The 24,033-nt window shown below is 55.3% G+C and carries 14 protein-coding genes, 2 tRNA genes, 3 rRNA genes and 1 pseudogene; 7 read left to right on the top strand and 13 right to left on the bottom strand.

Going from position 1 to position 24,033, the window contains the following annotated elements; all coding sequences use genetic code 11:
- The first annotated feature begins 22 nt into the window (after window positions 1–22).
- From AC6I8B_RS14935 to AC6I8B_RS14910, 6 genes are all read left to right on the top strand, one after another.
- A 16S ribosomal RNA gene (locus AC6I8B_RS14935) occupies window positions 23–1,562 on the top strand.
- A 74-nt stretch (window positions 1,563–1,636) separates the two neighbouring features.
- Window positions 1,637–1,713 (top strand) — tRNA-Ile (locus tag AC6I8B_RS14930).
- Window positions 1,714–1,859: 146 nt separating this feature from the next.
- Window positions 1,860–1,935, top strand: a tRNA-Ala gene (locus AC6I8B_RS14925).
- Window positions 1,936–2,144: 209 nt separating this feature from the next.
- A 23S ribosomal RNA gene (locus AC6I8B_RS14920) occupies window positions 2,145–5,053 on the top strand.
- A 212-nt stretch (window positions 5,054–5,265) separates the two neighbouring features.
- A 5S ribosomal RNA gene (gene rrf / locus AC6I8B_RS14915) occupies window positions 5,266–5,381 on the top strand.
- Together the 16S, 23S and 5S rRNA genes with 2 tRNA genes alongside form the textbook arrangement of a ribosomal RNA operon.
- A 277-nt stretch (window positions 5,382–5,658) precedes the next feature.
- Complete coding sequence (locus AC6I8B_RS14910) at window positions 5,659–6,948, top strand: MFS family transporter (protein ID WP_010257813.1); 1,290 nt, start codon at window positions 5,659–5,661, stop codon at window positions 6,946–6,948.
- 9 nt (window positions 6,949–6,957) lie between these two features.
- On the opposite strand, the pseudogene AC6I8B_RS14905 reads toward AC6I8B_RS14910, so the two are convergent.
- The 5 genes and pseudogenes from AC6I8B_RS14905 to trxC all read right to left on the bottom strand — a co-directional run bounded on the left by AC6I8B_RS14905 (window position 6,958) and on the right by trxC (window position 12,742).
- Window positions 6,958–7,268: pseudogene (locus tag AC6I8B_RS14905) on the bottom strand (YfiM family lipoprotein).
- Window positions 7,269–7,294: 26 nt separating this feature from the next.
- Window positions 7,295–8,650: a CDP-diacylglycerol--serine O-phosphatidyltransferase gene (pssA, locus tag AC6I8B_RS14900; protein ID WP_029519515.1), complete on the bottom strand. Its 1,356-nt coding sequence runs from the start codon at window positions 8,648–8,650 to the stop codon at window positions 7,295–7,297.
- 117 nt (window positions 8,651–8,767) lie between these two features.
- Entirely contained in the window at window positions 8,768–11,425 is a 2,658-nt protein-coding gene (locus AC6I8B_RS14895; protein ID WP_033758680.1) for a bifunctional acetate--CoA ligase family protein/GNAT family N-acetyltransferase, read from the bottom strand.
- A 138-nt stretch (window positions 11,426–11,563) separates the two neighbouring features.
- Window positions 11,564–12,241 (bottom strand): tRNA-uridine aminocarboxypropyltransferase, encoded by a 678-nt coding sequence (locus AC6I8B_RS14890; RefSeq protein ID WP_157352804.1) that lies wholly within the window; start codon window positions 12,239–12,241, stop codon window positions 11,564–11,566.
- Between the two features lie 81 nt (window positions 12,242–12,322).
- Entirely contained in the window at window positions 12,323–12,742 is a 420-nt protein-coding gene (gene trxC / locus AC6I8B_RS14885; RefSeq protein ID WP_010257800.1) for a thioredoxin TrxC, read from the bottom strand.
- Between the two features lie 159 nt (window positions 12,743–12,901).
- Here trxC and AC6I8B_RS14880 point away from each other — a divergent pair, with 159 nt between their 5' ends.
- Window positions 12,902–14,083, top strand: a complete 1,182-nt coding sequence (locus tag AC6I8B_RS14880) for a tRNA/rRNA methyltransferase (protein WP_052271637.1) — start codon at window positions 12,902–12,904, stop codon at window positions 14,081–14,083.
- A gap of 36 nt (window positions 14,084–14,119) precedes the next feature.
- Here AC6I8B_RS14880 and emrB read toward each other — a convergent pair whose 3' ends face one another.
- The 8 genes from emrB to nrdF form a co-directional block, all read right to left on the bottom strand.
- A complete protein-coding gene (emrB, locus tag AC6I8B_RS14875) occupies window positions 14,120–15,655 on the bottom strand; it encodes a multidrug efflux MFS transporter permease subunit EmrB (RefSeq protein ID WP_010257793.1) in 1,536 nt (511 codons plus the stop codon).
- A gap of 16 nt (window positions 15,656–15,671) precedes the next feature.
- Window positions 15,672–16,844: a multidrug efflux MFS transporter periplasmic adaptor subunit EmrA gene (emrA, locus tag AC6I8B_RS14870; protein WP_157352802.1), complete on the bottom strand. Its 1,173-nt coding sequence runs from the start codon at window positions 16,842–16,844 to the stop codon at window positions 15,672–15,674.
- Window positions 16,845–16,994: 150 nt separating this feature from the next.
- Window positions 16,995–17,525 carry a transcriptional repressor MprA gene (gene mprA / locus AC6I8B_RS14865; RefSeq protein WP_003850381.1) on the bottom strand — a complete coding sequence of 177 codons (531 nt, stop codon included), beginning with the start codon at window positions 17,523–17,525 and terminating at the stop codon, window positions 16,995–16,997.
- A gap of 302 nt (window positions 17,526–17,827) precedes the next feature.
- Window positions 17,828–19,015 (bottom strand): MFS transporter, encoded by a 1,188-nt coding sequence (locus AC6I8B_RS14860; RefSeq protein ID WP_157352800.1) that lies wholly within the window; start codon window positions 19,013–19,015, stop codon window positions 17,828–17,830.
- 211 nt (window positions 19,016–19,226) lie between these two features.
- Window positions 19,227–20,225, bottom strand: coding sequence for a glycine betaine/L-proline ABC transporter substrate-binding protein ProX (gene proX / locus AC6I8B_RS14855; protein ID WP_010257785.1), 999 nt, complete (start codon window positions 20,223–20,225; stop codon window positions 19,227–19,229).
- 61 nt (window positions 20,226–20,286) lie between these two features.
- Window positions 20,287–21,378: a glycine betaine/L-proline ABC transporter permease ProW gene (gene proW / locus AC6I8B_RS14850; RefSeq protein ID WP_157352798.1), complete on the bottom strand. Its 1,092-nt coding sequence runs from the start codon at window positions 21,376–21,378 to the stop codon at window positions 20,287–20,289.
- A complete protein-coding gene (gene proV / locus AC6I8B_RS14845; protein WP_010672155.1) occupies window positions 21,375–22,571 on the bottom strand; it encodes a glycine betaine/L-proline ABC transporter ATP-binding protein ProV in 1,197 nt (398 codons plus the stop codon). The genes proW and proV overlap by 4 nt, the downstream gene beginning before the upstream one ends.
- A gap of 501 nt (window positions 22,572–23,072) precedes the next feature.
- Window positions 23,073–24,032 (bottom strand): class 1b ribonucleoside-diphosphate reductase subunit beta, encoded by a 960-nt coding sequence (nrdF, locus tag AC6I8B_RS14840; protein WP_010257777.1) that lies wholly within the window; start codon window positions 24,030–24,032, stop codon window positions 23,073–23,075.
- Window position 24,033 lies beyond the last annotated feature (1 nt).

Below are 24,033 nucleotides of genomic sequence, written 5' to 3'. Positions count from 1 at the left end.
CTTGTTTAAGCAAATCAAACTTAAATTGAAGAGTTTGATCATGGCTCAGATTGAACGCTGGCGGCAGGCCTAACACATGCAAGTCGGACGGTAGCACAGAGAGCTTGCTCTTGGGTGACGAGTGGCGGACGGGTGAGTAATGTCTGGGGATCTGCCCGATAGAGGGGGATAACCACTGGAAACGGTGGCTAATACCGCATAACGTCGCAAGACCAAAGAGGGGGACCTTCGGGCCTCTCACTATCGGATGAACCCAGATGGGATTAGCTAGTAGGCGGGGTAATGGCCCACCTAGGCGACGATCCCTAGCTGGTCTGAGAGGATGACCAGCCACACTGGAACTGAGACACGGTCCAGACTCCTACGGGAGGCAGCAGTGGGGAATATTGCACAATGGGCGCAAGCCTGATGCAGCCATGCCGCGTGTATGAAGAAGGCCTTCGGGTTGTAAAGTACTTTCAGCGGGGAGGAAGGCGACGGGGTTAATAACCCTGTCGATTGACGTTACCCGCAGAAGAAGCACCGGCTAACTCCGTGCCAGCAGCCGCGGTAATACGGAGGGTGCAAGCGTTAATCGGAATTACTGGGCGTAAAGCGCACGCAGGCGGTCTGTTAAGTCAGATGTGAAATCCCCGGGCTTAACCTGGGAACTGCATTTGAAACTGGCAGGCTTGAGTCTTGTAGAGGGGGGTAGAATTCCAGGTGTAGCGGTGAAATGCGTAGAGATCTGGAGGAATACCGGTGGCGAAGGCGGCCCCCTGGACAAAGACTGACGCTCAGGTGCGAAAGCGTGGGGAGCAAACAGGATTAGATACCCTGGTAGTCCACGCCGTAAACGATGTCGACTTGGAGGTTGTTCCCTTGAGGAGTGGCTTCCGGAGCTAACGCGTTAAGTCGACCGCCTGGGGAGTACGGCCGCAAGGTTAAAACTCAAATGAATTGACGGGGGCCCGCACAAGCGGTGGAGCATGTGGTTTAATTCGATGCAACGCGAAGAACCTTACCTACTCTTGACATCCAGCGAACTTAGCAGAGATGCTTTGGTGCCTTCGGGAACGCTGAGACAGGTGCTGCATGGCTGTCGTCAGCTCGTGTTGTGAAATGTTGGGTTAAGTCCCGCAACGAGCGCAACCCTTATCCTTTGTTGCCAGCGATTCGGTCGGGAACTCAAAGGAGACTGCCGGTGATAAACCGGAGGAAGGTGGGGATGACGTCAAGTCATCATGGCCCTTACGAGTAGGGCTACACACGTGCTACAATGGCGCATACAAAGAGAAGCGACCTCGCGAGAGCAAGCGGACCTCACAAAGTGCGTCGTAGTCCGGATCGGAGTCTGCAACTCGACTCCGTGAAGTCGGAATCGCTAGTAATCGTGGATCAGAATGCCACGGTGAATACGTTCCCGGGCCTTGTACACACCGCCCGTCACACCATGGGAGTGGGTTGCAAAAGAAGTAGGTAGCTTAACCTTCGGGAGGGCGCTTACCACTTTGTGATTCATGACTGGGGTGAAGTCGTAACAAGGTAACCGTAGGGGAACCTGCGGTTGGATCACCTCCTTACCTGAAGATACCTTCCCGCGCAGTGTCCACACAGATTGTCTGATAAAAAAGTAACGAGCAGAAAAAACCTCTACAGGCTTGTAGCTCAGGTGGTTAGAGCGCACCCCTGATAAGGGTGAGGTCGGTGGTTCAAGTCCACTCAGGCCTACCAAATTTCTTCTCATGCTGCGTTATGCGCGCGGTCGTTTACCTGAGTAAACGTCCCTTCCGCATGCCTTGCCTGAAAAGAAATTGCATCCTTCTCCTGAAGAATGTAACTCGGTTGAGTGGTAGTAGTGGTCTCTGCAGTAACTGTATGGGGCTATAGCTCAGCTGGGAGAGCGCCTGCCTTGCACGCAGGAGGTCAGCGGTTCGATCCCGCTTAGCTCCACCATACCGTTTATCTGTTTTTTTCTGAAATACCTCAGAGCATACCGGCGACGGTGTGCTGCGACGTATTATGCTCTTTAACAATCCGGAACAAGCTGAAAATTGAAACGACGCAGCGCGTCATTCCTCCGTAATAAGGAATGACAAGGCGATGCGTTCGAGTCTCTCAAATGCTTGCAATTCGCAGCGTTGTAAAACGCCTGTGGGTTGTGAGGTTAAGCGACTAAGCGTACACGGTGGATGCCCAGGCAGTCAGAGGCGATGAAGGACGTGCTAATCTGCGTAAAGCGACGGTAAGGTGATATGAACCGCTACAGCCGTCGATGTCCGAATGGGGAAACCCGGTGCACTCTGTGCATCATTGCAGCATGAATACATAGTGCTGCAAGGCGAACCGGGGGAACTGAAACATCTAAGTACCCCGAGGAAAAGAAATCAACCGAGATTCCCCCAGTAGCGGCGAGCGAACGGGGAGCAGCCCAGAGCCTGAATCAGCTTGTGTGTTAGTGGAAGCGTCTGGAAAGTCGCAGGGTACAGGGTGATACTCCCGTACACAAAAACACACATGCTGTGAGCTCGATGAGTAAGGCGGGACACGTGGTATCCTGTCTGAATATGGGGGGACCATCCTCCAAGGCTAAATACTCCTGACTGACCGATAGTGAACCAGTACCGTGAGGGAAAGGCGAAAAGAACCCCGGCGAGGGGAGTGAAACAGAACCTGAAACCGTGTACGTACAAGCAGTGGGAGCCTTCTTTATGGGGGTGACTGCGTACCTTTTGTATAATGGGTCAGCGACTTATATTCTGTAGCAAGGTTAACCGTATAGGGGAGCCGCAGGGAAACCGAGTCTTAACTGGGCGTTAAGTTGCAGGGTATAGACCCGAAACCCGGTGATCTAGCCATGGGCAGGTTGAAGGTTGGGTAACACTAACTGGAGGACCGAACCGACTAATGTTGAAAAATTAGCGGATGACCTGTGGCTGGGGGTGAAAGGCCAATCAAACCGGGAGATAGCTGGTTCTCCCCGAAAGCTATTTAGGTAGCGCCTCGTGAACTCATCTTCGGGGGTAGAGCACTGTTTCGGCTAGGGGGCCATCCCGGCTTACCAACCCGATGCAAACTGCGAATACCGAAGAATGTTATCACGGGAGACACACGGCGGGTGCTAACGTCCGTCGTGAAGAGGGAAACAACCCAGACCGCCAGCTAAGGTCCCAAAGTCATGGTTAAGTGGGAAACGATGTGGGAAGGCACAGACAGCCAGGATGTTGGCTTAGAAGCAGCCATCATTTAAAGAAAGCGTAATAGCTCACTGGTCGAGTCGGCCTGCGCGGAAGATGTAACGGGGCTAAACCATGCACCGAAGCTGCGGCAGCGACGCTTATGCGTTGTTGGGTAGGGGAGCGTTCTGTAAGCCGTCGAAGGTGTGCTGTGAGGCATGCTGGAGGTATCAGAAGTGCGAATGCTGACATAAGTAACGATAAAGCGGGTGAAAAGCCCGCTCGCCGGAAGACCAAGGGTTCCTGTTCAACGTTAATCGGAGCAGGGTGAGTCGACCCCTAAGGCGAGGCCGAAAGGCGTAGTCGATGGGAAACAGGTTAATATTCCTGTACTCGGTGTTACTGCGAAGGGGGGACGGAGAAGGCTATATCAGCCGGGCGACGGTTGTCCCGGTTTAAGCGTGTAGGCGGAGGGTCCAGGTAAATCCGGTCCCTTATTAACGCTGAGGCGTGACGACGAGGCACTACGGTGCTGAAGTGATAAATGCCCAGCTTCCAGGAAAAGCCTCTAAGCATCAGGTAACACAGAATCGTACCCCAAACCGACACAGGTGGTCAGGTAGAGAATACCAAGGCGCTTGAGAGAACTCGGGTGAAGGAACTAGGCAAAATGGTGCCGTAACTTCGGGAGAAGGCACGCTGGCGCGTAGGTGGAGGGACTAGCTCCCCGAGCCGAAGCCAGTCGAAGATACCAGCTGGCTGCAACTGTTTATTAAAAACACAGCACTGTGCAAACACGAAAGTGGACGTATACGGTGTGACGCCTGCCCGGTGCCGGAAGGTTAATTGATGGGGTTATCCGTAAGGAGAAGCTCTTGATCGAAGCCCCGGTAAACGGCGGCCGTAACTATAACGGTCCTAAGGTAGCGAAATTCCTTGTCGGGTAAGTTCCGACCTGCACGAATGGCGTAATGATGGCCAGGCTGTCTCCACCCGAGACTCAGTGAAATTGAACTCGCTGTGAAGATGCAGTGTACCCGCGGCAAGACGGAAAGACCCCGTGAACCTTTACTACAGCTTGACACTGAACATTGAGCCTTGATGTGTAGGATAGGTGGGAGGCTTTGAAGCGCGGACGCCAGTCTGCGTGGAGCCAACCTTGAAATACCACCCTTTAATGTTTGATGTTCTAACGTAGGCCCGTGATCCGGGCTGCGGACAGTGTCTGGTGGGTAGTTTGACTGGGGCGGTCTCCTCCTAAAGAGTAACGGAGGAGCACGAAGGTCAGCTAATCACGGTCGGACATCGTGAGGTTAGTGCAATGGCATAAGCTGGCTTGACTGCGAGAGTGACGGCTCGAGCAGGTGCGAAAGCAGGTCATAGTGATCCGGTGGTTCTGAATGGAAGGGCCATCGCTCAACGGATAAAAGGTACTCCGGGGATAACAGGCTGATACCGCCCAAGAGTTCATATCGACGGCGGTGTTTGGCACCTCGATGTCGGCTCATCACATCCTGGGGCTGAAGTAGGTCCCAAGGGTACGGCTGTTCGCCGTTTAAAGTGGTACGCGAGCTGGGTTTAGAACGTCGTGAGACAGTTCGGTCCCTATCTGCCGTGGGCGCTGGAGAATTGAGGGGGGTTGCTCCTAGTACGAGAGGACCGGAGTGAACGCACCACTGGTGTTCGGGTTGTCATGCCAATGGCATTGCCCGGTAGCTAAGTGCGGAAAAGATAAGTGCTGAAAGCATCTAAGCACGAAACTTGCCCCGAGATGAGTTCTCCCTGACTCCTTGAGAGTCCTGAAGGGACGTTGAAGACTACGACGTTGATAGGCCGGGTGTGTAAGCGCAGCGATGCGTTGAGCTAACCGGTACTAATGACCCGTGAGGCTTAACCTTACAACGCCAGAGGCGTTTTTGAGAGACACAATTTTCAGCTTGTTAACCGGATACAGTTGTGTCCTGCGGACTGAAGTCCGAAGGATTTTGCGCTGAGGCAAGGCGGCAACCGAGCGATACGAAGGAGCATACTGAAGTATGTGACGGAGTAGCGCGAGGGCGGCCAACGCAGCATCAGCACAAAAGACACAGGACAGAGCACAAAGAATTTGCCTGGCGGCTTTAGCGCGGTGGTCCCACCTGACCCCATGCCGAACTCAGAAGTGAAACGCCGTAGCGCCGATGGTAGTGTGGGGTCTCCCCATGCGAGAGTAGGGAACTGCCAGGCATTAAACAAGTGAAGAAGCCCCGCACGAAAGTGCGGGGCTTTTTTACGTCTGCACTTTGCCACGTTAAGCTGAAAACGTGACCTGCAGGCATGCGGTATGTCACCCTTAACTACCCATTTTTCACTTCTGAATGACCAGCAACCCGCTGATTTTTCGATAATTAGCGACATGGCTCACAATAATAATCTCGGATTACGCCGCCTTTACCTTCAGTAGACTTAAATGCTTTACTCACTCCTTTAAACGCTGTTGATCAGCAAGGAACAGAGGTAAGGCATGGCACCCACAAATAATAAAACTCAGACGGATGATACAAAGAAACGTATCTGGGCTATCGTCGGCGCGTCATCAGGTAACCTGGTTGAGTGGTTCGACTTCTACGTTTACTCCTTCTTCTCACTCTATTTTGCCCACATTTTCTTTCCGCAGGGCGATACCACGACTCAGTTGTTACAAACAGCGGGCGTTTTTGCGGCAGGATTTTTAATGCGTCCGATTGGCGGCTGGCTGTTCGGCTATATCGGCGATAAACATGGCCGAAAAAATTCGATGCTGGTTTCGGTCTGCATGATGTGTTTTGGTTCGCTGGTGATCGCCTGCTTACCCGGTTACGCAACGATCGGCGTGGCTGCGCCCGTTATTCTGCTGCTGGCGCGTATGTTTCAGGGATTATCGGTGGGCGGAGAATATGGGACTAGTGCAACCTACATGAGCGAAGTGGCTCTGGAAGGACGCAAAGGATTCTACGCCTCATTCCAGTATGTCACGCTGATAGGTGGTCAGTTAGCGGCGGTACTCACCGTCGTGGTCCTGCAATTTTTGCTGACGGATGCAGAACTGCGAAGCTGGGGCTGGCGTATTCCGTTCTTCCTCGGCGCACTCCTCGCCGTTGTCGCATTATGGTTACGACGCTCACTGGAAGAGACCTCAGATAAGACGAGCCGCGAACATCGCGATGCGGGTAGCGTAATCGGGTTACTGCGTAATCATACTCGTCCCTTCCTGATGGTGCTGGGTTTCACCGCAGGCGGCTCCCTGAGTTTTTACACCTTCACTACCTACATGCAGAAGTATCTGGTTAATACGTCAGGTATGGATCCTAAAACCGCCAGCGGCCTGATGACCGGTGCGCTGCTGGTCTTTATGCTGATTCAGCCGATTATCGGTGCCCTGTCAGATAAAATCGGTCGTCGCACCTCAATGATGATTTTTGGCGCGGGCGCGGCCATCTGTACGGTCCCCATTCTGACCCTGTTGCAAAACGTGCAGAGCCCTGGTGTGGCTTTCCTGTTAATCATGCTGGCGCTGCTGATTACCAGCTTCTACACCGCCATCAGTGGCATTCTTAAAGCAGAAATGTTTCCGCCACAGGTGCGCGCACTGGGTGTAGGACTATCTTACGCAGTAGCGAATGCGATCTTCGGTGGGTCGGCAGAGTATGTTGCGTTGCTGATGAAGCAGCAGGGGATTGAGACGACTTTCTTCTGGTATGTTTCAGCGATGGGCGCGGTGGCATTTCTGGTGTCGCTGTTGCTGCACAAGCGCGGTAAGGGGATTAAGCTTTAACAGAGAAAGCTACTGACTCAGATTCCACAGGGCAATGCCGCTGGCAGCACCGGCGGCATCCCAGGCGAAATCTTTCCAGCTCCAGCCGCTGCCATTCGGGCGGCTGTCATACCACTCTTTTCCCGCCCCAGGCGTTAATGAAAACAGTCTGGCTTTGCCGGTCAGAATGGTGCTGACGCTGCCTTCCCATATTCACTACCGGCAGCGGCCAGGACTGCAGAGGCGACAAAATGCTCCGCTTTATCCCGTCCGGTCCACTGATCTTCCGCCATATGGGCGCATCCGCTACACAACAACACAGCAAGCAGCACACTTCGCATAGCAGATGCCTTATTGGCCGCAGTGATTAAAGAATCCGGCTGATCAGGCGATCGATACGTATCCGGCGCAGGCGGCGAATCAGTTTGCGCACCTTGGCCGGGTAATCAGCAATACTTTCAAGCTCACGGAAATGCGTCACTACCGTCGTGTTCTGCCGGATTAACGTCAGTTCCTTCTCACGCTGAGCCGCTAACTCCTGATGAGGATCGTGGATCAGCACCGCATTTTCCAGATCGAGCCGCCAGGCACGTGGATTGAGGTTATTACCGGTAATCAGCTGCCATTCGTCATCAACCCACATTCCTTTAAGGTGATAACTGTTCTCGCCATCCTTCCACAGTCTCACGACCAGCTGATCGGTCGTAACGTAGTAGTGCAAACGGCTCATAAAGCGACGCAGATTGATTTCATACAGGTAAGGCAGTGCGCCGATGATTTTGAACGGCTGATCGGGCGCAATATAGAAGTCATTGGCTGTTTTATCGCCGACGATGATCTCAACCTGTTTTCCCTGACGCAGAAGATGAATGATATTACGTACCAGCAAGGCGGGCATGTTGAAGTAGGGGGTACAGATGATCAGCTTCTGTTCCGCACAGGGCATCAGGTGGAAAATGGTTTTATTGAGCAGGCTATGCTTACCCAGACCGACCAGCGGCGTGACCGTCAGTTCATCGTTGCCGGCATTCCCTTCAAACTGATAATTGAAACCGCGCAGGTCCTGACGGAACTGGCGTGTCTCATTTTTAATTTCAGGACTTGAGGGGCGCTCAGCAAAATCGAGTCGGTTTACCGCCTCTGCTGACTTCAGATTGAGCGTGATCCAGTCATACATCGTATCTGTCAGCTGGGAATTACGGATAACCTGATAACGGTCATAGCGATACTTATCATGCTGATGCAGGTAGACATCATTGATGCTGGCGCCGCTGTAGAGCAGCATATCATCAATAATGAACCCTTTAAGGTGGAGCACGCCCAGCGCTTCACGGGTATTGACCGGGATACCATAAACCGGGATGGCAATATCCGGATAACGTGTCGCCATTTCGCAATACCAGTCGGCATTGGTTACGCCTCGCGCTGCGCCAATTCGCCCACGCTGCGCACGGTGCCAGTCAACCAGAATCGAGATATCCAGCTCCGGCCGCGCCTGCTTCGCACTATAAAGCGCATCCATGACGGCACGTCCGGCGTCATCATTTTCCAGATAGAGCGCAACAATACAGATGCGAGTCTGCGCTGCCGCAATCTTCTCCAGCAACGTCTGGCGAAATTCGGCAGGCGAGTAAAGTGTCGACACATCCGCAACGGATTGTGACAGTTTCGGCAGCTGTGCGAGGTGTTGTTGGTGTTTGTTACGTTTAAATTTAGACAACATCACAGTGCACTTCTTCTCTGTTCATTGCATGGCCTTTTGCCATCAAATCAGGGTTATAACCACAAATAATAACATCAACTTCGCCGATTCGAACGTTTTTTACCTTTCTCTACAAGGTTAGTTGATCTCATTCTGTAAAGACAATTTCAGGCTGACAATACCGTCATCCAGTTGAATATCAACATGAAAGTTGAGCTTTCGTGCCAGCGTAATCATGCCGCGGTTATGGGGCATGGTGATACCGTTCAATTGTTGCAAGCCGTGATGCCGGGTATAGCGGATCATCTTTTCCAGCAGACGACGGCCCATGCCCAGGCCTTTCAGGTCGGAACGGACCAGCACCGAAAACTCTGCATCAATGTTATCTGCATCAGAGATAGCGCGGGTGACGCCGATGATCTCGGGTCGTCCATGATGCTGACGTACCGCCACAATCGCCATCTCGCGGTCATAATCGATCTGGGTCATGTTGGCGAGATCATCATGAGTAAACTCACTGATTTCACTGAAGTAGCGGTAGTAGAGATCTTCTTTGGTGACCTGACTGATGAAATCGCGCAGCAGGGGCTCATCCTCTGGCAGAATGGGCCGGAACAGGCAGAATTGCCCATCCTTTAACTCCACCTGCTCTTCCAGATGCTGAGGATAAGGACGTATTGCCAGCCGTGCTTCGTTATCGCCGTGGAACGGAGCCAGCGTCAGGGTGACATCCAGCAGGGTAAAATCATTGCCCGCCGCCAGCAGCGGATGAATATCCAGTCGCTGGATCTCCGGGCAATCCACCACCAGGTTAGAGACCTGCACCAGCAACTGGCTTAAACCGGGGATATCCAGCGGATTCAGCGCGCTGCGGCTGCGGATTTTTCCGCTCTTGATCGCCTGAATCACCAGATAGCGTGCCAGCGTCATATTCAGCGGGGGAAGGGCAACGGCAGCCTGTTTATCGGCCTGCCATTCAACGCCGCCTTCCCCCAGCATAATGATCGGGCCAAACAGGGCATCCTGTTCGACCACGACCCGCAGCTCCTGTGCGCCTGCACGACTCGCCATGCTCTGAACCAGCAGCCCTTCGATACGTGCCTGCGGCAGCGTCTGTTTTACCCGATCAAAAATGGCCTCAGCGGCATGCTCCACTTCGCTGGCATTACGCAGGTAGAGCATCACGCCCTGCACCTCCGATTTATGCGCGATATCGGGTGAACGCAGTTTTAGCGCCACCGGATAGCCAATCTGATCGGCAATCGCCACTGCCGCCTTACTGTCGCTGGCGATCCAGGTCGGCAGCGTGGCCAGGCCGTAAGCCTGCAACACCGGCTGCACTTCGTGGGTATCCAGCGCAGTAACACCGCGCTCCAGCGCCTGTGACAGCAGCTGGTGTGCATGGGCGCTGTCCAGGTTCAGGGTGGCGGGCAGGGCAGGGGTTTCGCGCAGCTGCTTCTGGTTACGGCGGTACTCAACCTGATGCATAAAAGCGGTCACCGTTCCCTCTGGCGTGCGCCAGGTCGGTATCCCCGCCTGCGTAAAGGCTCGGCGCGCGGCTTGTGAAGAGAACTCGCCACTCCAGTTGGTCAGCAGCGTCACCAGCTTACCGCGTGGGTGACGGGCTATGGTGTCGATCAGATGTCCGGCCGTTTCAGTCGCGGGCGCGACCGCGCTTGGCGCATGAATAATCATCAACGCGTCAAGTTCATGGCTGTCGAGCAGGATCTCTGTGCAGGCGGCATAACGTTCAGCTGTGGCGTCGTCTTTTAAATCCAGCGGGTTGCCGCGGCCTGCACCAGCGGGCAACAGCGCCTCGAGCTGCTGAATCGTCTGCTCGCTGAGCTGTGCCAGTTTCCCGTTGCGGGCATAGAGCTCATCCAGCGCCAGCGCGGCGGGGGCGGCACCATTACTGATGATCATCAGCCTGTCGCCACGCAGCGGCCGCATATGACTCAGCGACTCTACGGCGGAGAAGAGCTCATGGGTATCCTGCACCCGCAGTAACCCGGCACGCTGAATGGCTGCATCCCAGGCGGCGTCCAGACCGCTGTGAGTGCCCAGCAGTGCCTGTGCTTCCCGACTGCGACCACTCTTGATCACCAGAATCGGTTTATTACGGGAGGCGCTGCGTGAGGCAGAAACAAAACGACGCGCATCGCTGAGGTGCTCAAGATAGAGCAGGATAGCGCTGGTTTTACCGTCGCGAGCCAGGAAGTCGAGCAGATCATCGACATCGGTATCCAGACTGTCACCCAGCGCGATAAACCAGGAGAATCCGAGATTACGCTGCTGCGCCCAGTCGAGAATGGTGTTGGATACGGCGGCGGACTGGGAGATAAATGCGATACGGCCTTTCTCTATCGGCACTGGCGAGAAGCTGGCATTCAATCCCTGCCAGGGGGCCAGCAGGCCAAGACTGTTCGGGCCCAGCAGACGTATCTGCCACTGGCTGGCGCAGGCTTTGAGTTCGGCCGACTGGCTGGCGGGCGCAGAGAGGATAATGCAGGCTTTGCAGCCTTTCTCCCCGAGCTGTTGTAGCAGTTCGAGGTTACGTTTTGAGTGGGTGCAGATCACTGCCAGGTCTGGCGCGAAAGGTAAGCTGTCGATGGTGGGCCAGGCCAGTACGCCGCTGACCGCTTTATATTTCGGCGTCACCGGCAACACCGGGCCGCTAAAACCGCCCGCCAGCAGGTTACGCATCATAAAGTATCCGGCGCGCCCTGGCGTGACCGAGGCACCAATCACCGCAATTGATTTAGGTCGTAACAGCGCTTCCAGTCCGCGTTGGCTCATCTCGCTCTCCAGAGTTCGGGATTTGCGTGATTGTAAACGCTTTTTGCTGGCAGTGCTTTCGGGCAGATCGCAGGCTGCGCATCCCGATTTTAATCTCTGTCCCCGCAGGGACGCTCCCGCCAGTAGGTGACAGGGCGATTAAGCCTGTCCGGCGTGGTGCGGTTTCCCTGCCAGGTAGGCCGCGCGGAACTGATCAAAATGGTGAGATAACGCCTCAGCCGCCAGCCGATCGCCCGCCTGCGCCAGCAGCGCCGCGGCCACTTCAGCGGTGCAGTGCTGACCTGCGCCGTGGGCTTCACGCAGCGTATAGCGCGACGGGGTGCTGACATCCAGCGACATCACCGGCAGGGCGTCGAGCCAGGGGCTTTTACGGAACATTTTGCGGGCTTCGGTCCAGGTGCCGTCCAGCATAATAAACAGCGGCGGCTTGCCACTGACGGGCGGCGTTGTCAGCACTTCGCGACCGGCATCGGCATAAGCGGCCGGGAAAACGACCAGCGGCTGATAATCGGGATTGCGCACCGCCGCCAGCAGCAGCGGATCCGGCTCGGTGCGTGACCAGCCAAAAGCCTGAGTTTCCGGCAGAATATCGGCAATCAGCCGGCCGGTGTTGCTCGGCTTCATCGGCTCGGTATCGAACATCACCAGGCAGAAGCGGCTACGGGCGGACTGCGGCACGATCTGACTGCAGAGACAGTTGACTTCTGGCAGCAGGCAGCCCTGACAGCGGATGACCCGATTCCCGCGCGCGAGGAAAGGACGGGTGGATCGGGCCAGGCGTTGGGTGCGCAAGCGCAAAACAGCATTATCAGACATGAGTATTCAGGGCAGGAAAAACGTCAGTGTAATCGAAGCGCAGGCGAAAAGGAAAAGGCCAGCCAGGCTGGCCTCTGAAGATTAAAGTGACTCATCCAGCCATTCATTGAAAGGCGCTTTAGGCATCGCGCCATTCAGCATGTCGACCCGCTCGCCGTTCTTAAACAGCATGATGGTCGGGATGCTGCGAATGTTGAAACGGGCGCTCAGGGCCGGCTCCGCTTCGGTGTTCACTTTAATAAAGCGGACTTTACCGCTGCGTTCACTGGCGACATCTTTAAACACCGGCGCAAAATTGACACAGGGACCACACCAGGGCGCCCAGAAATCGATCACCACCGGCAGATCATCCTGCAGATATTTGTCAAAGTTAGCGCTGGTGGCATTCACCACTTCGCCATCAAATAACGCATTTCCACAGCGACCACATTTCGCCACGTCGGCAAGGCGTTCTTCAGGAACGCGATTGGTTGCCTGACAGGAAGCGCATACCGTATTCATAGGAACCTCTGATGTTGAAAAGTGTCAGTCTGATAAATATTGTTCATTATGAAAGGGGACGGATTCCCTCTCAATCTGGATTGCTCTATAGGTTCAATAGTTGATAGCTAAGCGCCAGCACATCAGGTAATCTGCGCGCTCTCAATGCAGGAGGAAGACATGAACGACGAATTTAAAGGCAAGAGCGGTAAGGTTAAGGTGATGTACGTGCGTGGCGAGGACGATAAAAGCGCGCGCGCGCCTAATCCTCGTACAGGCAAAGGTGGTCACGCTGCTGCTCGTTCGGATGATAATCGTCGTTCGTCTGGCCCCCGTACTGAACGCAGTCAGGAAGGTGGTCGCTCCGCTGGCCGTCGCAGCGACGACACCGGTCGCAGCAGTTCACCGCGTCGTGATGAAGGCGGACGTAGCGCTCCACGCCGTTCAGACGATGGCGCAGGCCGCCGCAACGATCGTGGCGATGATAATCGCGGCGCCTATGGCAGCAGCGATTCCCCATGGCGCACTGTGTCACGCGCGCCATCAGCAGATCGTCCGGCAACCGAAAGCGATAAGCCGGATCACGGCGGCATCAGCGGCAAGAGCTTCGTCGATCCCGAGCAGATCCGTCGTCAGCGTAACGAAGAGACGCGCGTCTATGGTGAGAACGCCTGTCAGGCGCTGTTCCAGAGCCGTCCTGAAGCGATTGTTCGCGCCTGGTTCGTGCAGGAAGTGACACCGCGTTTCCGCGAAGCGCTGCGCTGGCTGGCGGCTAACCGCAAAGCCTATCACGTCGTGGAAGATGCAGAGATTACCAAAGCGTCAGGCACTGAGCATCATGGTGGCGTCTGCTTCCTGATCAAAAAGCGCATGGGTATGGCGGTTTCTGAATGGCTGAGCCAGGCGAATACCAAAGATTGCGTGCTGGCACTGGAAGATGTCAGCAACCCGCATAACCTCGGCGCGATTATGCGCAGCTGCGCGCATTTTGGCGTAAAAGGTTTGCTGGTGAACGACGCCTCACTGCTGGAGTCCGGCGCAGCGGTGCGTACCGCAGAAGGCGGTGCTGAGCATGTGCAGGCCATCAGCGGCGCAACCTTCAGTGAAGGTCTGGAAGCGTTCCGTAAAGCGGGTTACACCATCGTCACCACCTCCAGCCATCAGGGCACGCCGCTGGCGCAGGCTCAGCTGCCGGAGAAAATGGTGCTGGTGTTAGGGCAGGAGCGTGAAGGTCTTTCTGATACCGCGTTCAAACAGGGTGACATGAGCCTGTCGATTGGCGGCACCGGCAACGTAGAAAGCCTTAACGTCTCGGTCGCAACCGGCGTACTGCTCGCCGAATGGTGGCGTCAGAACGCATAAAAAAACGGGCCGAAAGGCCCGTTTTGCTGTGTAACGTTAGTGTGCGCCACCGCCACCGCCGCCTGCGCTAAACGGCGGACGGGCAAACCAGATCAGCACCAGCAGAATCAAAAAGACCCCCGCCGACGCCCAGAAAATTTCATTCGCTGAAATAATCAGTCCCTGATTGGTAATCTGCTGCGCGATCCAGGCCGACGCCTGCTGCTGCGTCATCCCCATGCTCTCCAGCTGGCTATACATCTGCTGCGAATTGACGTTGTAAGGGGTGATCGACTCCGTCAGGTAGCTATGATGCATCGATTCGCGGTTACTCCACATAGTGGTGGTAATCGACGTTCCCACCGAGCCTGCAAAGGTACGCATAAAGTTCGACAGGCTGGAGGCCGCGGCCATGCGCTCCGGCGGCAGTCCCGACAGCGTAATAGTGGTCAGCGGCATAAAGAAGCAGGCCACGGCAAAGCCCTGAATAAACTGCGGCCAGGCTGAGGCACCAAAATCCATTCCCGGTTCAAACGTATACGCGCGCCAGTAGAAGCAGACGGCATACATAATGAAGCTGAACGTGACCAGCCGTCGCATGTCGAGCTTATGGGCAAAGCGTCCGATGATCGGCGACAGGATCACCGGCAAAATGCCCACCGGCGCAGACGCCAGACCGGCCCAGGTTGCGGTGTAGCCGTAGACCTCCTGCAGCAGCTGCGGCAACAGAACAATCGAGCCGAAGTAGAGCATATAAGCCAGACTGATCGACAGGCAGCCAATGGTGAAGTTGCGCGACTTAAACAGCGACAGATCTATGATCGGGTGATCGTCAGTCAGCTCCCACACCAGCAGGACTGACAGCGCAATCACGGCCACTACCCCGAGCACGATGATCTCGGACGAGTTAAACCAGTCGAGCTCCTTTCCGCGATCCAGCATCACCTGCAAACAGCCGATCCCCACCACCAGCAGCACCAGCCCGACCATATCGATCCGCCGGATTTCGGTTTTGGTTTCCCGGCCGCGCAGGGTTTGCAGCGTCAGTATCACCACCGCCACACCAATGGGCACGTTGATAAAGAAGATCCAGCCCCAGTGATAGTTATCGCTGATCCAGCCGCCCAGTATCGGGCCACAGATCGGTGCGACGATCACCGTCATCGCCCACAGCGACAGCGCAACACTGCGCTTGGCAGGCGGATAGTTGTTGAGCAGCAGACTTTGCGACAGCGGGATCAAGGGACCCGCGACGATCCCCTGAATGACGCGGAAGAAGATCAGCATCTCCAGGCTGTCTGACATGCCGCACGCCCAGGAGGCGATAGCAAACAGAATGGTCGACCAGGTAAAGAGCTTCACTTCACCGATGCGTTTTGCCAGCCAGCCGGTCAGCGGGATCGAGATCGCATTGGCCACACCAAACGAGGTGATCACCCAGGTTCCCTGGGAGTTCGACGCTCCCAGATTACCGGCAATCGTGGGGATAGCCACGTTGGCGATGGTCGAGTCCAGAACCTGCATGAACGTCGCCAGCGATAGCGCAATGGTCATCAGGACCAGCGGCATTCCTTCAAGCGGTTTTTGTGCCATTACAGCCTCCGCGTCATCATCCGGCGTTGGCGCGGACGATATCGGTGATCAGCTGATTGACCGGCGCAAGGTCAATCGCCAGTGCGTTGCTGCTGTAAGCGGCTTGCTGACGGGCGCTGGTGGCCAGCGCGCTGCCCTCTTTGCTGGTGGTATCGATTTTAACCAGCGTTGAGAGGCCAATACGCAGCGGATGTCTGGCGATATCTTCCTGATTCAGTTCGATACGAACCGGCAGGCGCTGAACCACTTTGATCCAGTTACCGGTGGCATTCTGTGCCGGCAACAGTGAGAAGGCGCTGCCGGTGCCCATATCCAGTCCTGCAACTTTGCCCTGATAAACCACTTCGTCACCGTAGATGTCGGCAACCACGGTGACAGGCTGACCAATACGAACGCCAGCCAGCTGGGTCTCTTTAAAGTTGGCATCGACCCACAGATTCGTTGCAGGCACGACGGCAAGCAGCGGGGTGCTGGTGGAGATTTGCGAACCGACCTGTACGCTGCGACGGGAGACAAAACCATCCATCGGGCTACGGATTTCGGTGCGCTGCAGCGCCAGCCAGGCGTCACGCAGCTCAGCCGCGCTCTGTTGCACGGTAGGCTGATTTTCCAGTGAGGTGTTGAGGATCATCGCCTGATTCGCATTGTATTGCTGAATCGCCACGTCCAGTTGTGCTTTGGCCGTCGCGACGGCATCGCGGGCGTGCTGCAACTCTTCACGGCCAATCAGATTAGCCGCGCCTAACGGCTCACGGCGTTTCAGGTCGGCCTGTGCCTGCGCCAGAGCGGTCTGTTGCAAGGTAATGCTGGCCTGATACTGTTTGCCATTAATCATCAGCTGATGCGTCTGACGCACGCTGGTGGCGAGTGCCGTCTGCGCTTTTTCAAACGCCTGCTCCGCATCCGTCTTATCCAGTGAAACCAGCACATCGCCTTTTTTGACGAAATCGGTATCTTCAAACCAGACTTTATTCACGCTACCGGAGACCTGTGCCATCACCTGCACCTGGTTACCCGCAACGTAGGCGTCATCCGTTTCCTGAAAATGGCGCAGGACCAGGAACCAGTAAACTCCCCAGGCAATACCGATCAGCACAAAGATCAGCGCCAGCACGATGAGCACACTTTTGCGCTTCTTCTTTTTGTTGGCTGACGGTTGCGGGCTTTGTGCTTCTGCCGTTGCACTCATGTCTTTCTCCACGTTTTCCATTTAGTCGGGCGGCAGAAATCCCTTTTCGCCAGCGCCCGAGTCGAAAAAGCCAGCGACTGAGCGCTGGCCAGATAAAAAAGGAAATTAAAATAACGATTCCGACAGGTGATTGTGTCGCACTTATTGCTATTAGCGGGAAAGCGAGGCGATCAGCTGATCTTCATCCATTTTATCAAGACGATTAAGTAGCTTACGGGTGATGCCTTCCAGCTGTGACTTCTCATCGACGGAGAGCGACGACCACAGGTACTGCAGGCTCTGATGCTGAGGTGGCAGCAACTGACGCAGGAACTCCATCCCTTTATCGGTCAGATGCAGGTGCAGGCAGCGACGGTCGTGATCGCTTTCACGACGCTCAATCCAGCCGCGCTTTTCCAGCTCATCAGCAATGCGCGTGGCATTGGTGCGTGAAGAGCCAAGCGCAGAGCTGAGCTCAGAGGGCTGAATACTATGGTTTTCCTGTGCATCCAGCGTAATCAACGCCATGAACAGGGTTTCATTAATACCCTGTGCTTTCAGCATCTTATTGCGGTTGTCCAGCAGTTTACCCTGCATATGCATACAGAGACGCGTCAGAATAATTTCCTGCAACGGAAAATCCTTATGGCGATTGGCACGGATGTTTAGCATCTGCTCAATGGGAGTAAACGAACTTTCCATTAAAAAAAACCTCACTAATTGCAACTTGTATAATAACTATGGTGACAGGATAAGCGTAGTCACTTTTTGGCAGGTGATCGCTGACAGAATCACTATTCACCATCAAAGGTATTCCAGGCCATTCCCTGGCCCTGGGTCAAAAACCCGTACGTCCGGCGGCAGCCGCTGTGCCGGAACGTGATCAAAAAGGGGGCAAATTTAATAATATCGCGAGGAAAAATAACTGAAGTGAATAGGTTTGCTACTAACCATAACAAACCTAACCATTTGTGACCAGACGCAATGCGCTGTCCGGCCAGGCTTCAGTTGATTTTTTCCGGCTCAAAGCGCGATCCGGCTGCCCAAATCAGCATATTAACCACAGTCAGCAGCGCGCCAGCGCCACAGACGCCATACCAGCCCCAAAGATGGTAAGCGGTCGCGGAGAGCAGTGAGCCGGCCGCGCCACCCATAAAGTAGCTGGTCATGTAACCGGCATTAAGACGGTTCCGCGCCTCCGGCATCTGCGCGTAGATCACGCTTTGATTGGTGATATGGACGGCCTGTACCGCCAGATCCAGCAGCAGGATGCCGACGATCAGCGGCGCAAGCTGCTCCGCGCCCCACGCAATGGCGGCCCACGACAGCAGCATAAGCAGCAGGCCCAGTTGGGTGGTCAGCTTCGCTTTACCCTTGTCAGCCAGCGCGCCCGCCTGACGTGCGGCCAGCGCACCCGCGGCACCGACCAGCCCCAGCAAGCCAATCTCGCCCTCTGAGAAGTGATAGGGCGCCCCGGCGAGCAGAAAGGCCATTGAGGTCCACAGCAGGCTGAAATTGGCAAAGGAGAGGCAGCCGGTCCAGGCGCGGGTGCGGAGCACCCGATTACCGGCATACAGGCGAAAGATGGAGGCCAGCAGTTGCGGATAGCTCATGGGCACGGACTGTTTTACGCGCGGCAGCGATCGCCACAGCGCCAGGGCCATCACCACCATCAGCAGGCTGGCAGTCCAGTAGACGGTACGCCAGCCGCCAAGCTGCGCCAGGCCGCCTGCCACGGTGCGCGCCAGCAGAATCCCCAGCAGCAAACCGCTCATTACCGTTCCCACTATTTTGCCGCGCCGCTCCGGCTCTGCCAGCGTGGCGGCCAGCGGCACCAGGATTTGTGCGGCGACCGAGAACAGGCCGGTCATCACCGTGCCCAGCAGTAAAAAGAGAAAGGAGTGCGAAAGGGCGATAATCACCATGCCGGCAGCAGCCAGCAGGATCATCGTAACAATCAGGCTGCGTCGTTCAAACCGATCGCCAAGCGGCACCAGCAGCAGCAGACCGCAGGCGTAGCCCAGCTGCGCCGTGGTGACAATAAATCCGGCGAGGCTGACAGAGAGATCAAACTGTTGGGCGATGGTATTCAGTAGTGGCTGAACGTAGTAATTACTGGCTACGCAGAGGCCGGTTGCTACTGACATCAGCATTACTAAAGCAGGCGTCAGACCCTGGCGAGTCGCATTCATAAACAGCATCGGTCGCTAATAATCATTTGAGGTTAATAGTAACTCAAAAAACTATTTCACACGCATGTTTATTAACAGGCCATACCAGTCGGGAAAGCAGGCATAAAAAAAGGGCAGAAAAATTTCTGCCCTCAGATAACTGCCCGACTAAAAGCGTATGCTCACTGAGCCAGCACTTTTATCAACCACCCGGGGCGGAAATGTTTTCAGGTTATTGCGCGGCGGCCTGCGCCTCGCTGATCCATTTATCGAACTCAGCCTGATGCGCCTTAATCCAGCCATCCACATGACGGTTAATCGCCTCTTCTGAGTTTTGTCCGGCATGCATTGCTGAGTTTTCAGCATTGATATCGGTAATGGGTAGCTTCATGACCGCAAACAGACGGGCAGCCGCCGGGTTTTTCGCCGCCCAGGCTTTGTTGGCGACGATGTGCATGGTGTTAACCGGGAAACCGTAGTTCGCACCGTTTGGCAGCTTAGTATCCACATCCTTCTGTTCGCCAGGCAGCGAAGAGAACGGCACCTGCAGCCAGACCACATCGCGGCCCGGCTTCAGCACATCGCTCAGCCAGTAGGGCGTCCAGGTGTAATAAAGGATCGGTTTACCCTGTTTGTAGCGTGCCAGCGTATCCGCCACCATCGCCGAATAGTTACCCATATTGGCGGTCACGGTATCACTGAGACCAAAGGCGCTGTTCTGATGATTAATCACCGCTTCACAGCCCCAGCCTGGCGTACAGCCGGTCATATCCGCTTTGCCATCGCCGTTGGCGTCAAACAGGCTGGCGATCTTAGGATCTTTCAGCTGTTCGATATTGGTGATGTGATATTTCTCGGCGGTCTTCTTATCAATCAGATAACCCTGGGCGGCACCGGTAACGTAGGTTCCCTGACGATAGAGCTTCTGATCGCCACCGGCGGCTTTGTACATGTCGTCATGCAGCGGCTGCCAGTTTACCGCGGTAAAGGTGGCGTCGCCAGCGGCGATAGAGGTGTAGCCAACGTTGTAATCCACTTCACTCGGCTTGCTGACCTGATAGCCGAGTTTTTCCAGCGCGCGGCTGACAATCAGGGTCTGAAAAGTCTCTTCAGCGATAGTGCTCTGTATGGGTTGTACCGTAATACCTTTGCCCGGCAGATCGGCAGCGGAGACGTGTGAAACGGCCAGCGTGGTTACCACGGCGGCGAGCAGAGAGGCTCTGTTGCGCATAGTCATTCCTTATTTCAGATGTCGCGTCAGGATGGGCGGCGCGCAGGCGCCGCCCGACAGATTATTTTTTACGCGAAGGAGAGAAGATCAGGCCCAGCGGGCCGGTGTGATACCAGTGACGATTACCGCGGCTGCGGCTATCGCGACCAAACGATTGGGTCAGGCGGTCAAGGATAATGGCAAGGATCACAATCCCCACACCACCCACCGTAGCCAGCCCCATATCGAGACGGCCAATACCGCGCAGCACCATCTGACCGAGTCCGCCCACAGCGATCATCGAGGCGATCACCACCATCGACAGCGCCAGCATCAGGGTCTGATTGACGCCCGCCATAATGGTGGGCATCGCCAGCGGCAACTGCACTTTGAATAGCAGCTGACGCGGACTGGCACCAAAGGATTCGCTCGCTTCGATCAGATCGGCGGGCACCTGCTTAATGCCGAGAATAGTCAGACGCACAATCGGTGGCAGGGCGAAGATAATCGTGACCACCACGCCTGGCACGTTGCCGATACCAAACAGCATTACAATCGGCACCAGATAGACAAAGGCGGGTGTCGTCTGCATCGCATCCAGCAAGGGACGTACGATACGCGCTGCCCGTTCACTGCGGGCCAGCCAGATCCCCAGCGGCAGGCCGATGAGAATGCAGAACATCAGCGCGGTAAGCACCAGCGCCAGCGTGACCATCGCCTGCGACCAGGCGCCAATTGCGCCAATCAAGATCAGCGATACCAGCGTGGCGATGCCCATGGCGGGCGTCGCGATCTGCCAGGCGATTAGCGCAAACACCAGAATCGCTACCGGCGCGGGCATTCCCAGTAACAGCTGCTGAAAGGCGCTGAGAATATAGTCAACCGGTACCCGGATACCCTGAAACAACGGGCGGAAATGGTTGACCACCCAGTCGATACCGGTGGTCACCCAGTGATCAAGCGGGATCCAGGTTTTGTGGAACGGATCCATGATATTGAAATGTTCCGGCGCGGGCGCGGGGGCGCTGTTGAGCCAGTCACTGCTGCTGGCTGCATCGGGTGTCGCGCTGCCATCGGGCGTGCCCCAGGCATCGGCACCGCCGCTGCTGGTGGGCGCAGCCTGACTGCTGGCGGCGTTGCCGCTATCCCACGGATTGGTGGTTTCCTGACTCATGGCTGGGCTCCTTCACGATCTAACGCGCGCAATAGCGTGCTTTTGGAAATGATACCGACATACTGATTCTCCTCGCCGACCACTGGCACCGCACAGGGCGCCTGAGCGACGTGCGAGAGCAGATCGCTCAGTGAGGTATCGGCGGGCACCGCGGCTGGCGAGTCGAGAAGGGCGCTATCGAGTCCCAGACCTGCTGCCAGCGCGGCTTTCAGCGAGTCGGTGGAGACCACGCCAAGAAACTTCTGTTTCTCCAGCACGTAGCCGTAGTCGCGGTCTTCATCCTGCAGCAGCTTAATAGCGGAGCGCGGGCCGAAACCTGGCGCTTTGCGGATCAACGCTCCCGCGCTACGACGGGCGATATCTTTGGCGCTGAATACATGGCTGATATCGACGCCACGGAAAAAGGTGCGGACATAGTCATTGGCTGGGTTATTCAGGATTTCATCCGGCGTACCAACCTGTATCACTTCGCCGCCCTGCATAATGGCAATACGGTCGCCAATACGCATCGCTTCATCAAGATCGTGGGAAATAAAGACGATGGTGCGCTGATGCCTGGCTTGTAAATTAACCAGCTCATCCTGCATTTCAGTACGAATCAACGGATCCAGAGCGGAGAAGGCCTCATCCATTAATAAGATGTCGGGATTGATGGCCAGTGCGCGGGCTAATCCGACGCGCTGCCGCATCCCTCCGGAAAGTTCATCCGGGTAAGCGTGCGCATAATTCTCCAGCCCGACCTGACGTAACGCTTCCAGTGCTTTTTCCTGGCGTTCAGCCAGTGCGACTCCCGCTAATTCCATACCAAATGCCGTATTATTTAATACATTCATGTGCGGCATCAAAGCAAATGACTGGAATACCATGCTGATTTTATTTCTGCGCACGTCACGCAGTTCGCTGGCTGATATTTTGGCAATATCGACACCGTCAATAATCACCTGGCCGCGCGTCGGCTCTATCAGACGATTGAGAAGGCGAACCATGGTCGATTTTCCTGAACCGGATAACCCCATGATGACGAATATCTCGCCTTCTTCAATGGCCAGACTGGCGTTCTTTACGCCAAGGGAGAGCCCGGTCTTCTCAAGAATGACATCTTTGGTCGCACCCTTTTCAATATATTTAAACGCGCGATCCGGATTGTCGCCAAATATCTTATAGAGATTTTTTACTTCGAGCTTAATAGCCATGCAGTCATTAAATCCTGGTTGAAATATCTAATATTATCCTGTCGTTCCCGCTGAAATTTAAGCAGGCCATACCGTAGCACACTGACGTTATCTGACAACCCTGAAGTGGGATATTGGCCGGCCGCGGGACATTCAGATGCCGATTATCTTCAGTGCTCACAAGGGATAAGCGTGGATTAATTTTTTGTGAAATCATTGGCGGGTTTTTGGCATTTCAGCCGATTTGCCGCATGAAAGGGAGAAAAATAAGCGTCACCAGGGTGAAATATTACGGAAATAATGGATTCCGATGCAGGGAAATAATCACGCCTGAAACGATCGGGTTCAGTGGAATAATTGGTCGAAAAAAAAGGAAATGCGGGGAGGGGCAGAATCAACAAACGGTGAAATAGTCAGGTTGTGTTGCAGTAATATTTTTTTCTTATGATTAGACGGAATGGCGCGGCTGACACGGCACTGCCAGTGAAAACCGGATGCTGACAAAACAGCACCCGGTAACCCTCAGAAATTCCAGTCCTCGTCTTCGGTTTCGACCGCTTTTCCCATCACATAGGAGGAGCCTGAACCGGAGAAGAAGTCGTGGTTTTCGTCGGCGTTGGGCGACAGAGCCGACAGAATGGCCGGATTCACTGCCGTCAGCTCCGCCGGGAACAGCGCCTCATAGCCCAGATTCATCAACGCTTTGTTGGCGTTGTAGTGCAGGAAGGTTTTCACCTCCTCTACCCAGCCGACATCGGCATAGAGCGCCTCGGTATAAGCCACTTCGTTTTCATACAGCGCCAGCAGCAGATCATAGGCGAACTGCTGCAGCTCTTCGCGGCGCAGATCGTCAGCGGCAGCCAGCGCCTGCTGATATTTGTAACCGATGTAGTAACCGTGCACCGCCTCATCGCGAATAATCAGGCGAATCAGGTCAGCGGTGTTGGTCAGCTTGCCACGGCTCGACCAGTACATCGGCAGCCAGAAGCCGGAATAGAACAAAAACGACTCCAGGAAGACGCTGGCGATCTTCTTCTTCAGCGGATCATCGGCCTGGTAGTGTTCCAGAATGATGCGCGCCTTGTTCTGTAGCGGCGCATTCTCTTCGCTCCACTGATAAGCGGCATCCACATCCTGGGTGTTACACAGGGTTGAAAAGATCGAACTGTAGGAGCGGGCATGCACCGCTTCCATAAAGCTGATATTCGACAGCACCGCCTCTTCGTGCGGGGTAATGGCATCTTCCATCAGCCCCGGCGCGCCGATCACGTTCTGGATGGTGTCGAGCAGCGTCAGGCCGGTGAATACCCGGATGGTCAGCTGCTGCTGTTGTTTATCCAGCGTCTGCCAGCCGGGCAGATCGTTGGAGAGCGGCACTTTCTCCGGCAGCCAGAAGTTGCTGGTGAGACGATTCCACACTTCAAGATCTTTGTCATCCTGAATGCGGTTCCAGTTAATTGCCTGAATCTGTTTTAGTTTCATC

This window comes from Pantoea sp. X-Soil-ISGK-285, from assembly GCF_059730815.1.
The sequence above is the reverse complement of the archived record's forward strand: the minus strand, read 5'-3'. Positions and strand labels throughout refer to the sequence as shown.